This is a genomic window from Streptomyces sp. NA04227 (genome assembly GCF_013364195.1).
Lineage (GTDB): Bacteria > Actinomycetota > Actinomycetes > Streptomycetales > Streptomycetaceae > Streptomyces.
Window position 1 is genome coordinate 5,293,283 of record NZ_CP054918.1, and the last position, 12,752, is coordinate 5,306,034.

Genomic DNA, 12,752 nt, shown 5'->3' on the forward strand with positions numbered 1-12,752 from the left:
TGCTCAACTCCCCCGAAGGGGAAAGCCGTCGACCGGTGCGGTGACCGGCGACCGGGTCAGATGCGGCGCGTGATCAGCGCGCGCTTGACTTCCTGGATGGCCTTGGTGACCTCGATACCGCGCGGGCAGGCGTCCGTGCAGTTGAACGTGGTGCGGCAACGCCACACGCCACTGTTGTCGTTGAGGATCTCCAGGCGCTGCTCGCCCGCCTCGTCACGCGAGTCGAAGATGAAGCGGTGCGCGTTGACGATCGCCGCCGGGCCGAAGTACTGGCCGTCGTTCCAGAACACCGGGCACGAGGACGTGCACGCGGCGCACAGGATGCACTTGGTGGTGTCGTCGAAGCGCTCGCGGTCCTTGGCGGACTGCAGCCGCTCGCGGGTGGGCTCGTTCCCGGTGGTGACCAGGAAGGGCATCACGTCGCGGTAGGCCTGGAAGAAGGGCTCCATGTCCACGATGAGGTCCTTGAGGACCGTCAGGCCCTTGATGGGCTCGACCGTGATGGGCTTCTCGGGGTTGAGGTCCTTGATCAGCGTCTTGCAGGCGAGACGGTTCTTGCCGTTGATCCGCATCGCGTCACTGCCGCAGATGCCGTGCGCGCAGGAACGGCGGAAGGTCAGCGTGCCGTCCAGTTCCCACTTGATCTTGTGCAGACCGTCGAGCACGCGCTCCTTGGGGTCGATCTCCACACGGAAGTCTTCCCAGGTCGCCTCGGCCGCGACCTCCGGATTGTAACGGCGGATCCGGAAGGTGACCGTGATGTACGGGGAGGCGGCCGACTTGGCCTCCACCTCCGCCTTGTCCATGGTCGGGGTAGCCATCAGTACTTACGCTCCATCGGCTGGTAGCGGGTCTGGACGACCGGCTTGTAGTCGAGACGGACGGTCTCGGTGCCGTCGTCGCCGACCTCGCGGTACGCCATGGTGTGGCGCATGAAGTTGATGTCGTCGCGGTTGGGGAAGTCCTCGCGGTAGTGACCGCCGCGGGACTCCTTGCGCGCCAGAGCGGAAATCGCCATCACCTCGGCCAGGTCGAGCAGGTTGCCCAGCTCGATGGCCTCCAAGAGGTCGGTGTTGAAGCGCTTGCCCTTGTCCTGGACGGACACGTTCTTGTAGCGCTCACGCAGCTCGCCGACCTTCTCGACGGCCGTCTTGATGGTCTGCTCGGTGCGGAACACCATGACGTTGGCGTCCATGGTCTCCTGCAGCTCCTTGCGGATCTCCGCGACCCGCTCGGTGCCCGTGGCGGTGAGCAGCCGCTCGACCTGGCTCTGCACCAGCGAGGCGGGGTCCTCCGGCAGCTCGACGAAGTCGTGCTTCGCGGCGTACTCGGCGGCGGCGATGCCCGCCCGGCGGCCGAAGACGTTGATGTCGAGCAGCGAGTTGGTGCCCAGGCGGTTGGCGCCGTGCACCGACACGCAGGCCACCTCACCGGCGGCGTACAGGCCGGGCACCACGGTGACGTTGTCCGAGAGGACCTCACCCTCGACGTTCGTCGGGATGCCGCCCATCGCGTAGTGCGCGGTGGGCTGGATCGGAATCGGGTCCGTGTAGGGCTCGATACCGAGGTAGGTCCGGGCGAACTCGGTGATGTCCGGGAGCTTGGCGTCGAGTTGCTCCGGCGGGAGGTGCGTGAGGTCGAGGTAGACGTGGTCGCCCTCGGGACCGCAGCCGCGGCCCTCACGGATCTCGGTGTAGATGGAGCGCGAGACGACGTCGCGGGAGGCGAGGTCCTTCATGACGGGCGCGTACTTCTCCATGAAGCGCTCACCGTCCTTGTTGCGCAGGATGCCGCCCTCGCCGCGGGCGCCCTCGGTGAGCAGGATGCCCATGCGCCAGATGCCGGTCGGGTGGAACTGGAAGAACTCCATGTCCTCCAGCGGCAGTCCGCGCCGGTAGCAGGCCGCCTGGCCGTCGCCGGTGAGGGTGTGCGCGTTGGAGGACACCTTGAAGAACTTGCCGGTGCCGCCGGAGGCGTAGATGACCGCCTTGGCCTGGAAGATGTGGATCTCGCCGGTGGCCAGCTCGTAGGCGACCACACCGGCCGACTTCTTGACGCCGTCGACCTCGGTGATGAGCTGGTCCAGGACGTAGAACTCGTTGAAGAACTCCACGCCTTCCTTGACGCAGTTCTGGTACAGCGTCTGGAGGATCATGTGGCCGGTGCGGTCCGCGGCGTAGCAGGACCGGCGCACCGGGGCCTCGCCGTGGTTGCGCGAGTGGCCGCCGAAGCGGCGCTGGTCGATGGTGCCGTCCGGGGTCCGGTTGAACGGCAGGCCCATCTTCTCCAGGTCGAGGACGGCGTCGATGGCCTCCTTCGCCAGGATCTCCGCGGCGTCCTGGTCGACCAGGTAGTCACCGCCCTTGACCGTGTCGAAGGTGTGCCACTCCCAGTTGTCCTCCTCCACGTTGGCGAGCGCGGCGGCCATGCCGCCCTGCGCGGCGCCCGTGTGGGAGCGGGTCGGGTACAGCTTCGTCAGGACAGCGGTGCGGCTGCGCTTCGTCGCCTCGATGGCGGCACGCATGCCCGCGCCGCCGGCGCCGACGATGACGGTGTCGTACTTGTGGATCTTCATGATTCGCTACCTCTGTCCCCGGCGCCTAGCGGATGTTCGGGTCGAAGGTGAAGATCACCAGCGTGCCCAGCAGGATCGTCCACACCGTGGCGGTGTAAAGAAGGCCCTTGAGCCACAGGCGGGTGCCCGTGCGCTCGGCGTAGTCGTTGATGATGGTGCGCAGGCCGTTGGAGCCGTGCAGCGTCGCGAGCCACAGCATGGCGAGGTCCCAGGCCTGCCACCACGGCGAGGCCCAGCGGCCGGCCACGAAGGCGAAACCGATCCTGGAGACGCCACCGTCGAGGTAGAGCTGGATCAGCAGGTGCCCGAGGACGAGGACGACCAGGACGATGCCGGACAGGCGCATGAACAGCCAGCCGTACATCTCGAAGTTGCCGCGGGTCGAACGCGGCGTCTTCGCGGTGCGCTTGCGCGGCGCCTCGATGAGCGGAGCCGGGTGCTCGGAGTCGTAGAGCGAGGCGCCCTCGACCGAGCCCACGCCGGACTTCTGGATCGTGGTGTCGGACATGGACCTCAGCTCCCGAACAGTTCGGCGAAGACGTGGCCGAGAACGGGGTACACCGAACCGGCCATCAGCACGACCCAGATACCGACGGCCGTCCACAGCATCTGCTTCTGGTAGCGCGGGCCCTTCGACCAGAAGTCGACGGCGATGATGCGCAGACCGTTCAGAGCGTGGAAGAGAACGGCGGCCACGAGCCCGTATTCCATGAGCCCGACGATCGGCGTCTTGTAGGTGGCGATGACCTCGTCGTACGCCTCAGGGGAGACACGCACGAGCGCGGTGTCCAGTACGTGAACGAACAGGAAGAAGAAGATGAGGACGCCGGTGACTCGATGAGCCACCCAGGACCACATTCCTTCCCGGCCGCGGTACAGCGTTCCAGCCGGCACGGAAGAACCCTCCGGGAGCGGGGATTGGGGCCGCGCCGGCTTCGGGGGTCGGACGGGCCCGGCCGGGTACGGTCCACCGGCCCCGGCCATCGTAGCGACGCCCCGTCCGAAACCTCACCCCGGGCCTGCTCGTGTGATCAAAGTGGCAGCTAAACAGGCACGTACGGGCTATCGGGCCGTCCGGTTTCCGGCGATTCCTGTGCGTCCATGGCCTCTCCCAGTGCGTGCATCAGGCGCGTGATCCGGCCACGGGCGAGCCTGCGCAGCTCCTCCGCGGCCAGCACCCGTTCCTCCTCGGGATCGTTGCTCAGCCGTGACCGGATGCTGTGCAGGACCTGATCCAGTACCTCTTCGGCGGGAAAGTCGTCCGGACAGATGACGAACGCGTGCCCGAAGCGCTGCTCGTACACGTCGTGCGCGGCGGTCAGCGCGGTGTGCGCGGTCAGATGACTTGCGCGAGGCGGCGGGGCGGTGCGCGGTTCGCGGGCCAGTGCGGCCGCGATGTCACGGGGGTTGAGGTCGTACGTCGCTTCGTCGGCCGCGGCGTGCAGGGCGTCGAGATCCGGGTAGGGGCGATGGGAGGCGACCCGGCGCGCCCAGTGCAGGCTCGACAGGCAGGTGAGGAGAGAACTCTCCGCGGCCGCGACCGTCAGGGAGTTGAAGCGATCGAGGCCACGCGGGCGCCGGTTGCCATCGGTCTGCGTGGGTATGGCTGCGTAGCCGCGGAGGCTGGGAAGACGTGGCGTGTGCAGCGCGGGCTCCAGGGCGGACGAAGGAAGCGGATCGGGACAAGCGAAGGAGGCAGCGGGGCGAAGGGCGAAGGGGCGCGAGAGCGGGAACGGGGTGAAAGCTCCGAACCCGGTCTTGACGGGACGGGCGGGGCCGATTCCGTCCCGGCGTCTGCGAGAAGTTGCCCGCAACGCTATCGGCGCTGTGTCACAGCTGTCCGACGGATGCACGAATTTCACCCGGACGGGAGAGTTTCGGCGTGTGTGGTGGACGTTGTCGGTATCCACAGGCCTTAGCTTCGCGGCCTAGGAGGTGTCACGTGACGCGAGAGCAGGGCACTGTTCGAGGGGTTTTCCGCGCGCCCGGGCAGTATGCGCAATCCCCCTCCGTCGGCCGCTCGGCGGCCCCGTCCCGGGTGGGCCCCGTATGAGCCGCTCCGCGGGCCCCGGCGTCGGGCCGCGCCGAGGCGCCGCCCGACGCGGACCGCTGCTCCTGGTGGTCGCCGCTCTGATGGTTCTCGCCGTCGCGGGGTGCTCGGACGACGGTGGGAAGAAGGACGAGGGGAGCACCGGCGGCCGGACCTCGGGACCGGCCACGGCCGAGGCGCGGACTCCTTCGCCGGAGCGCTCCTACCCGTTGTCGAAGCGGCCCCGAGTCATTCCCGCGGTCAGTGAGTTCAAGGCCGCGCGCGGGCCCGGCTGGAAGCCCGGCAAGCAGGGGCGCGTCGTCGTGGGCGACGGGGCGCTCGCGGACGAGGGGCGGCTGATCGCCTCCGAACTCGGCCTGGACTACGCCGGGGACGAGGACGCCCGCTCCGGCGACGTGGAACTCGTCCTCGACGACGGCGTCAAGGGTGGCTCCGAGGCCTACACCATGACCGTCGGGGGCGGGAAGGTACGCATCGCCGGGTCCGCCGACGCGGGAGTCTTCTACGGCACCCGGACCCTCAAGCAGGAGGTGCGCGGCGGGGGCAGCGCTCCCGAGGGCGAGGTGCACGACGTGCCCGCCAAGCCCCAGCGCGGTTTCATGCTGGACATCGCCCGCAAGCACTTCTCCGCGGACTGGATCGAACAGCGGCTGCGCGAGATGGGCGACCTGAAGCTCAATCAGTTCGGTCTGCACTTCTCCGACGACCAGGCCTTCCGGATCGCCTCCGACTCGCACCCTGAAGTCGTCTCCGATCCGCATCTGACCAAGGCGCAGGTGCGCGACATCCTGAAGGTGGCGGCGAGCCGGCACATCACGGTGGTGCCGGAGATCGACTCGCCCGGCCACCTGGGCGCCGTGCTCAAGGCGCATCCGCAGCTCCAGCTCACCAGCGCCTCGGGCAGCCCCGTACAGGGCACGATCGACATCGCGGACCCGGCGGCGGGCAAGCTGGTCGACGAACTCCTCGACGAGTACAAGGGCCTCTTCAAGGGGCGCTACTGGCACCTGGGCGCCGACGAGTACCTCGCCCTGATGTCCGCGAACCCGGAGGCCTCTTACCCCCAACTGGCCGCCGCCGCGCGCGAGAAGTACGGGCCGAACGGACGCGTCCAGGACCTGGCGACCGGCTGGCTCAACGATCGCGCCAAGACGGTGCGCGGCGGCAACCGTCAACTGCGCGCGTGGAACGACGGGTTCTTCACCGGCGGCCAGGTGGCGCCCGCGAAGGATCTGCATGTCGCCTACTGGACCGGCAAGGAGGCCGGAAAGCGCGAACCGGTCTCCTTCCTCGCCGAGGGCCGCAGGCTCGTCAACTACAACGACGAGTACCTGTACTACGTCCTCGGGCAGCCGAATCAGTTCGTGTATCCGACGGGTGAGCGCATCTACAAGGAGTGGACGCCGCGGGTGATCCGGGGTACCAGCCCGGTTCCCGCGAAGTACGACAAGCAGATCCTCGGCGGCAGTTTCGCCGTCTGGTGCGACCTCGCGGGGTCGCAGACCCAGGACCAGGTGGCGGCGGGGATCCGGCTGCCGCTGGCAGCCGTCTCGCAGAAGCTCTGGGACGCGGGTCCACCGCCGCTCACCTGGGGACAGTTCGTCCGGCTCGCCGACCGGGTGGACTGAAACACGCACGCGGAGTCCGGGCGGGCCGCGGCCCGCCCGGACGACGGAGGGCTCACTTTCCCGCGGCGCGGAAGGTGATGCTGTCGCCGTTGTCCTTGCTGAGGGTGAGGTCGCGGCCGTCGGCGGAGAGTTCCGCCCGCAGTTCGCCGTGGAAGACCTCGACGAACCTCTCCTCGAACCGGCCGAGAGCGCCGAGGCAGCCCATCTTGGTCATCGCGATGTCGGAGACGGTGAGCCTGTCACCGGCGAGCGCGACATCGGCCCCGAGTTGGTTGCAGCCCGTGCTGCCGCCCGAATTGCCGCCCGCTCCCGGCGTCTTGCCGGGCTTGAAGCGGACGTACGCGTCGGTCTTCGGCGGCACGGTGTACGCGCGGTCGTCGACGGTCACGGTCCTCGGTGTCCAGCGGGTCTTGGTCACGGCCACGTCGCCGCCCACGGTCCGGCTTCCGGCGCCGCCGTCCGCCTTCTCGCTGCCGCAGGCGCCGAGCGCGGGGAGGGCGAGCAGGGCAGCGAGCGCGTACGGAGCACGCATTCTTCGCTTCATACCGATATGACGTACGAGAAGGTATTTCCGATCCCGTCCGGACGGGTGAAATCCGGTGCGGTGCACGGCGGCAGGCCGCGTCCGCGACGGGTGGGCGGCGACTTCCCGAGCCTGGCGCAAAGCCGTCGGACTGTGGTGTATTCGAGCTTCTGACCAGGACTTCGCGGACCGGGGGGCGACATGGGGTACTGGGGTTACTACGTCGTCGCGCGCGGCGGACGCCCACTCACCGAGTACGAGGCGCTGAAGTCCGTCCGCGAGGAACTGGTCCTGCTGGAGGAGCGGGCCGCCGGGTGGCAGGTGTGGGAGTGCGAGGCGGCGGGGGAAGCGGCGCCCGGCATCGGCAGCATGCGGCAGTTGGCGCAGGAGTCGGGCGCGCCCGCGCTGTTCGGATACGTGATGGACAGCGAGTGCGCGGTGGTCGAGGGGGCGGCGGCGGACAGCGGTACGTGGACCGCCTGCCTGGCGCCCGTCGCGATGGCCACCTTGCTGGGTGTGGGCGAGCGTGACCTGGAGGACTATTTTCTGCCACCCGACAACGCCACCGCGCGCGCCGTGACATGGGCCGCCGAGGCCGGATTCAGTGCCTGTGAACCGCTGCTGCACGAGGCGTTCACCATCGGCGCGGACCCTTCCGCGGAGACCTTGTTCTTCCGACTTCTCGACCTGCTGGGTGTGGCGGAGCGATGATCGGACGCAAGGATTCGGCCAGGGCCAGTGACGTTCGGCGGGGATTGCACGCAGTACGTCACGGTTACGGACCACAGGAAAGGCGTACGCGATGAGTCTGGTGGAACTTCTCGCCCAGGCGGACGAACGCTCGCTGGCGGCGAGCGGTCTCGCCTGCCTCGACCGTTGCGTACCGCTGCTCGGCGAGGACGACGAGGTCCTGCGGCCGCTGTGGGCCGCGCTCGCCGCGGACGAGGACTGGCGAGAACCGCTCGGTCGGGCGCGGGACGTGCTCGGTGGCGCGCCCGAGGAGGGCGACGAGGCGGCAGTGCTCGCCCACCGCATGCTCGGCGCGGTGCCCGAGGAACGTGCGTCGGGGCCGCTGCGGGAATGGGCCGACGCGTGTTCGGTCGCAGCCCTGCAGGTCCACCGCCTGCTCGACGCGGTGGCTGACGGCGGGCGCACCGTATCGGCGCGCCGCGAGGGCCGCACCGACGACATGTCCCCCTTGGTGGCCGCCGAACTCCGCCGCCAGACAACCATTTTGGAAGTGCTGTCCGGCAGGGGCGCGGGCGGGCTGCGACAGGCCCTCGACCTGTCCGCCGAGGGGCGCAGGGTGCTGCGTGCCGTGGTGTCGCGGCGGGCGCGCGTACGGCGCTGAGCCCTTCGGCACGACATGGAGAGCTGCGCGAGGTCCGCCGTGTGCCCGTGTCGGCGGCGGTGCCGGCACGGCCCCAGCACAGCGCGCACGCCACAAGGGCCGTGCCGCGTCCCTGAACAGGAGCACTTCGCGTGCGGCGCGACTTCTCGCTCTCCGGCCGGTCCTGGCTGTTGATACTGCTGCTACTGGCCGTTCTGGCCGCCCTGTTGGTGCCGTGGCCCGACGTGGAGGGGCGCCTGCGGGCCGCCTTGCCCGACGACGATGACGCGACCCGCGGACCGGCGGCCGCCGACCGGCCGTTGCCCGGCGGAGGAACGGCCGTGCTCTCCCGCTGCGGCGAGCGTGGCACGCCCCGCCCCTCGCCGCGCGGTACCGGGGAACGCGAGGAACTGCCCGCCCTGGTGCCCGGCGGGCACGGCTACCGGGATCCCGGGCCGCGAGGCAAGGGCCGCGCGCGCTTCACCCTCGGCCTCTCGCTCGCGCCCGGCTCCTCGCCGCTGGCACTGAGGGCACCCGTCGCCGGGGGCGGTTTCACGGTCGAGGTCTACAGCGCACACGACTTCCGTCTGCTCGCGGCGGTGCGTGGTCTGTCGGCCGATGTGGTCGAGGGGCCCGAGGACAAGCTGGTGCGGGTGCCGCGTTCCGGCCGGTTCACGTTCACCGAGAAACAGCGGCTCGGCCTGCGGCTCGAACTGCCGCGTGCGGCGGTCTGCCCCGGCCACGACTTCGCCGACCTGATGGCTTCGGACCCCGTCCACAGCAATGACACGCAGGACTACCCGGTGTTCGTCGTGACGATGACCGACCCGGCGTTGCGCGAGCACCGGGCACGCGTCCTCGGAACGTCACCGCGCGGTGTCAGCGACCGTCTGGTGTGGGTCTCCTGGGAGCCGGAGGCCGGAGAGGCCGTGTGACGGGGCGGCTTCGCGGCGGGTGTCCGAACGCGGTGGGCGGTTGTCCCCGGTACAGGTCGCCCCGTCCGGTGCGCCGGACCCGAGCCGCGGGCATCCCTTGCCGGGCGCCCATACGGTCGGTCCGGACGGAGTCACCGCGGACAGCGCGAGGGAGCCCGCGAGGGCGACCACGCTCACGACGGCGACTCGCGCAGTGGGGATCACGGGGATCGTGGGGAGCACCTGCGACAGCCCTTCGATAGATCACGGGAACACTGCGCGATCTTGGTCCACAATCCGCTCGGGGCGCCCGCCTTGTCACTCGGACCGGTGAGAAGTCGTATGGTCTGCCTTCCCTGAGTGGGAGGCTGCGCGGAACTCTGAGGGGCAGGGCGGCGAGGGTTGGGCGCGCGTTCGTCGCGGAGGCCAGTCCGTGGCCAACTCGACTGTCAGTCCCGGCCGGTAGCGTGCGTGGGGTGAGGACAGGACCTGGCCGTTCCCTGTGATCCGGCCGCGGCGTTGGAGCGTACTGCCATGAGCGACACCTATTCATCCGTGCCCGAACCGAACGGGCGCGAAGAGGAGTCGCGGCCGCGCGGACGGGGGCGGCCGGATGCCGCCGGGGCCGCTTCGGACGGGGAGCCGAGGTGTCCGGAAGGCGCCACTGCCGCGGACGGTTTTCTGGTGCTGGACGCCGCGGCGGTGACGTCCGACCCCGCGCTGGAGGCCGAGTTCGTTCCGGCCGCGCACCGGATTCTCGCCGAACTCGTCGCGGACGGGGCTCCGCTCGGCTGGGTGGAGCCGCCCTCGCCGGAGGAGATCGCGGAGCTGCTCGGCAAGGTGCTCGCCGCGGCGAGCCGGGGCGATGCCGCCTTGCGTGCGGTGTACCTGGAGGGGCGGCTCGTCGCTCTCGGGTACTGGCTGCGCTATGCCCGCGCGACCAACCTGCCGCACGCCGACATCGAGAAGATCGCGGTGGCCGCGTCCGCGCACGGTCGCGGCCTGGGCCGTGCTCTGACCACGGCCCTGGTCCGGGACGCGGAACGGGCCGGAATCGAGGTGCTCACCCTGGACGCCCGGGGTGACAACCACCGCGCACTGAACCTGTACCGCTCGCTCGGCTTCCGCGAGTACGGCCACCTGCCCGACTTCGTGGCCATCGGCGAGCAGCGCTGGGACAAGGTCTTCTGGATGCTCGATTTCCGTCTTGCCAGGGGAGGGGAAGCGCCCGTCGGAAGGGCACACCAGGGCGCGGCGATCCCATAGAAGTTGAGCGATCCTCAAGTGAGCGAGGAGTGATGTAACGGAAGTCACATCGAGTATGTCGGTTGGTGGTGACGGCCGACGAGGCTCGTGCGGTCGTGTGTGCGCGAGGGTGTGGATCGGTGATCCCGGAGGTGCTCGGGAATCGGGTCGGGGCGCTACGAGGGCCTCGCTCGACCGGGAGGGGGAGCGGTGTCGCCCGCGAGAGAAAGAGGCCGGAAAGCCGGGAAATTCCGGGGCTGCGGCGGTGATTTGAGGGGCTCTGGCCCTTCATGAGGTCGCCGCGGGCCCTGCCAGCGGACGACCGGGGCCGCCACCCCCCACAGGAGAGGCCCCGGTCGCCGCACGGCACGGGCCGCGCGGCGGCCCGTACTTACCTCTGCGCCAGAGCTCGATTTTCTGTCACACCTGCCGCGGTCACGTGTTAGTTGCTCGCTGTATCGAGCGTGGACGTGGGCCGCTCCACGCCGTAGCGTGCTGATCCGCACCGGCCGGCGCTGCGGGATGGGAAGACCGGAATGTACGCCGATCCGCAGCGAATGAATATCGACTGGGGCAGGATGAGGGAGTGCTGGGGGACGACGCGGAACTGACCGCCGCGGTACGAGCGGCACAGGACGGAGACGAGACCGCGTTCCGTACTGTGTACCGCGCTGTGCACCCGCGGTTGCTCGGCTATGTCCGGACGCTGGTCGGCGAGCCCGACGCGGAGGACGTGACCTCCGAGGCGTGGCTGCAGATCGCCCGCGATCTCGACCGGTTCGAGGGTGACGCCGACAGATTCCGCGGCTGGGCGGCACGCATCGCCCGCAACCGCGCTCTCGATCACATACGGATGCGGGGCCGCAGGCCCGCCATCGGCGGCGACGAGACCGAACTCACCGGCAAGCCCGCCGAGTCCGACACCGCCGGCGAGGCGATGGAGTCGCTCAGCACCAGTTCCACCATGTCTCTCATAGCCCAGCTGCCCCAGGACCAGGCGGAGGCCGTGGTGCTGCGGGTGGTGGTCGGCCTCGACGCGAAGAGCGCGGCCGACACTCTCGGCAAACGACCCGGGGCGGTGCGCACGGCCGCGCACCGAGGCCTGAAACGGCTCGCCGAACTGCTCGGTACCGATCCGCAGAAAAACGGAATACTCGATGCCGTACCGCCACCCAGAGAGCCGCACACGAGTGCGGTGACGTCCGCCGGTGTGACGCATTCGCGTACGCGGACGCAGAAGGACATGTGATGGCCGACGAGCACAACAGGTGGCTGAGTCCCGAGGCCGCGGAGCGTCTGCTCGGCGGTGAGGCGCTCGGTGGCGTCGACGATCATGCCCGTGCCCAGGCGGAACGTCTCCGTCGCAGCCTGGCCGCGCTGCGTGAGGTCCCGCAGGACGAGGCCGGCGAACTCCCGGGCGAGGAAGCGGCGCTCGCCGCCTTCCGCAGCGCCCGCAAGGCACCGCTCGTCGCGACCGCGGCGGTTTCCTACCGCGAGAGCGCGACGGCGCGCGAAGCCTCACCCCACGCCCCGCGCACTGGTGCACGAAGGGGCGCATCGGCCGGCGGCGCGCATCATGTCGTCTCGCGCCGGGTGGGTGGTGACACGGGCTCCGTCCGCTGGGGGCGTCCGGTCCGCTGGGGCATGGCAGCCGCCGTCGCCGCCTGCATGATCGGCGGCGTCGCGGTGGCCGGCAGTGCGGGTGTGCTTCCCTCGCCGTTCAAGGACCCGCGCCCCGCACCGGCTTCGTCCGTCTCGCCCGATCCCGACGAAGAGGCACCCCTCTCCTCCGGGTTCCCCGACAGCCCCGACGCCGAGAACGACAGGACTCCCAGGAGCGAGGGCTCCTCGCGGGAGCCCGGCGACAAGCCTTCCTCCGGCGATGCCGAGGCGGGCGGCGGTGGCTCGCCCGTGCCCACCATTCCGGGATTGCCCGACCGGGACCGCGACAAGATCGAACGGCCCGAGAACAACAGCGAGGAGCTGTGGCGCCGGGCTATCGACGCCTGCCGTCAGTACAAGGACGGCACCCTCGCGGCCGAGAAGCGCCGCGCCCTCGAAGAGGCTGCCAAGGGCGCCGAACGCCTGGACCGCTACTGCACCGGCATCCTCGACGAGGCCGACGGCAAGCCCGGGGACTCGGGCAAGGGGGACGGCGACGGCAAGGGCGGCGACGACGGGGACGAGGACGAAGGGTCGGGCGAGGGTGGCAACGGCGGCGGAGGCGGCCGGCCCGAGGACGGTGATCCGGGCGAGGGAACCGGTGAGACTCCCGCGCCGAAACCCAGCAAGGTCTCCACGCTCCCGGCAACTCCCTCCGCGACAACGCTGCCAACAACCACGCCCACTCCGGCGCCGGATCCGACCAGGTCACCTCGGCCCACGGGCGCCTGAGTACCGCGCGGCGTTGCCGCCGGGTGGTGTGAGTGCGGGTGGCGTGAGGACGGCCAGTTGCCGTCGCTTGTCGGGGTGGCTGGGCGCCGGGCT

At 70.0% G+C, this 12,752-nt stretch carries 13 protein-coding genes; 7 read left to right on the forward strand and 6 right to left on the reverse strand.

The window, feature by feature from the left end; all coding sequences use genetic code 11:
- Nucleotides 1-56: 56 nt before the first annotated feature.
- From HUT18_RS22705 to HUT18_RS22725, 5 genes are all read right to left on the reverse strand, one after another.
- Nucleotides 57-821 carry a succinate dehydrogenase iron-sulfur subunit gene (locus HUT18_RS22705; RefSeq protein WP_176102407.1) on the reverse strand — a complete coding sequence of 255 codons (765 nt, stop codon included), beginning with the start codon at nt 819-821 and terminating at the stop codon, nt 57-59.
- Nucleotides 821-2,575: a succinate dehydrogenase flavoprotein subunit gene (gene sdhA, locus HUT18_RS22710; RefSeq protein WP_176102408.1), complete on the reverse strand. Its 1,755-nt coding sequence runs from the start codon at nt 2,573-2,575 to the stop codon at nt 821-823. The genes HUT18_RS22705 and sdhA overlap by 1 nt, the downstream gene beginning before the upstream one ends.
- Nucleotides 2,576-2,600: 25 nt before the next feature.
- A complete protein-coding gene (locus tag HUT18_RS22715) occupies nt 2,601-3,083 on the reverse strand; it encodes a succinate dehydrogenase hydrophobic membrane anchor subunit (RefSeq protein ID WP_176102409.1) in 483 nt (160 codons plus the stop codon).
- 5 nt (nt 3,084-3,088) lie between these two features.
- On the reverse strand, nt 3,089-3,469 hold the full coding sequence (sdhC, locus tag HUT18_RS22720; RefSeq protein WP_176102410.1) for a succinate dehydrogenase, cytochrome b556 subunit: 381 nt from the start codon (nt 3,467-3,469) through the stop codon (nt 3,089-3,091).
- 149 nt (nt 3,470-3,618) lie between these two features.
- On the reverse strand, nt 3,619-4,179 hold the full coding sequence (locus tag HUT18_RS22725; protein WP_303246584.1) for a 2-oxo-4-hydroxy-4-carboxy-5-ureidoimidazoline decarboxylase: 561 nt from the start codon (nt 4,177-4,179) through the stop codon (nt 3,619-3,621).
- A gap of 445 nt (nt 4,180-4,624) precedes the next feature.
- Between HUT18_RS22725 and HUT18_RS22730 the strand changes: the two genes are divergently transcribed.
- The gene (locus HUT18_RS22730) at nt 4,625-6,253 is read left to right on the forward strand and encodes a glycoside hydrolase family 20 protein (RefSeq protein WP_254878759.1); all 1,629 of its coding nucleotides are present in this window, start codon (nt 4,625-4,627) and stop codon (nt 6,251-6,253) included.
- A 52-nt stretch (nt 6,254-6,305) separates the two neighbouring features.
- Here HUT18_RS22730 and HUT18_RS22735 read toward each other — a convergent pair whose 3' ends face one another.
- Complete coding sequence (locus tag HUT18_RS22735) at nt 6,306-6,785, reverse strand: META domain-containing protein (RefSeq protein WP_176102411.1); 480 nt, start codon at nt 6,783-6,785, stop codon at nt 6,306-6,308.
- A 192-nt stretch (nt 6,786-6,977) separates the two neighbouring features.
- On the opposite strand from HUT18_RS22735, the gene HUT18_RS22740 reads away from it, so the two are divergent.
- From HUT18_RS22740 to HUT18_RS22765, 6 genes are all read left to right on the forward strand, one after another.
- Complete coding sequence (locus HUT18_RS22740) at nt 6,978-7,487, forward strand: hypothetical protein (protein ID WP_176102412.1); 510 nt, start codon at nt 6,978-6,980, stop codon at nt 7,485-7,487.
- A gap of 91 nt (nt 7,488-7,578) precedes the next feature.
- Nucleotides 7,579-8,127: a hypothetical protein gene (locus HUT18_RS22745; RefSeq protein WP_176102413.1), complete on the forward strand. Its 549-nt coding sequence runs from the start codon at nt 7,579-7,581 to the stop codon at nt 8,125-8,127.
- A 131-nt stretch (nt 8,128-8,258) separates the two neighbouring features.
- Nucleotides 8,259-9,041 (forward strand): hypothetical protein, encoded by a 783-nt coding sequence (locus HUT18_RS22750; protein WP_176102414.1) that lies wholly within the window; start codon nt 8,259-8,261, stop codon nt 9,039-9,041.
- A gap of 513 nt (nt 9,042-9,554) precedes the next feature.
- Nucleotides 9,555-10,286 (forward strand): GNAT family N-acetyltransferase, encoded by a 732-nt coding sequence (locus tag HUT18_RS22755; protein WP_176102415.1) that lies wholly within the window; start codon nt 9,555-9,557, stop codon nt 10,284-10,286.
- Nucleotides 10,287-10,851: 565 nt separating this feature from the next.
- Entirely contained in the window at nt 10,852-11,514 is a 663-nt protein-coding gene (locus HUT18_RS22760; protein ID WP_176102416.1) for an RNA polymerase sigma factor, read from the forward strand.
- Nucleotides 11,514-12,659, forward strand: coding sequence for a hypothetical protein (locus HUT18_RS22765; RefSeq protein ID WP_176102417.1), 1,146 nt, complete (start codon nt 11,514-11,516; stop codon nt 12,657-12,659). Before HUT18_RS22760 ends, HUT18_RS22765 begins: the two co-directional genes overlap by 1 nt.
- The last annotated feature ends 93 nt before the right edge of the window (nt 12,660-12,752 follow it).

Bases quoted from the DNA above. Each gene is read 5' to 3' on its own strand.
- HUT18_RS22730 (WP_254878759.1), top strand. From the start codon at position 4,625: ATGAGCCGCTCCGCGGGCCCCGGCGTCGGGCCGCGCCGAGGCGCCGCC.
- sdhA (WP_176102408.1), bottom strand. From the start codon at position 2,575: ATGAAGATCCACAAGTACGACACCGTCATCGTCGGCGCCGGCGGCGCG.
- HUT18_RS22715 (WP_176102409.1), bottom strand. From the start codon at position 3,083: ATGTCCGACACCACGATCCAGAAGTCCGGCGTGGGCTCGGTCGAGGGC.
- HUT18_RS22735 (WP_176102411.1), bottom strand. From the start codon at position 6,785: ATGCGTGCTCCGTACGCGCTCGCTGCCCTGCTCGCCCTCCCCGCGCTC.
- HUT18_RS22745 (WP_176102413.1), top strand. From the start codon at position 7,579: ATGAGTCTGGTGGAACTTCTCGCCCAGGCGGACGAACGCTCGCTGGCG.
- HUT18_RS22740 (WP_176102412.1), top strand. From the start codon at position 6,978: ATGGGGTACTGGGGTTACTACGTCGTCGCGCGCGGCGGACGCCCACTC.
- HUT18_RS22755 (WP_176102415.1), top strand. From the start codon at position 9,555: ATGAGCGACACCTATTCATCCGTGCCCGAACCGAACGGGCGCGAAGAG.
- HUT18_RS22705 (WP_176102407.1), bottom strand. From the start codon at position 821: ATGGCTACCCCGACCATGGACAAGGCGGAGGTGGAGGCCAAGTCGGCC.
- HUT18_RS22765 (WP_176102417.1), top strand. From the start codon at position 11,514: ATGGCCGACGAGCACAACAGGTGGCTGAGTCCCGAGGCCGCGGAGCGT.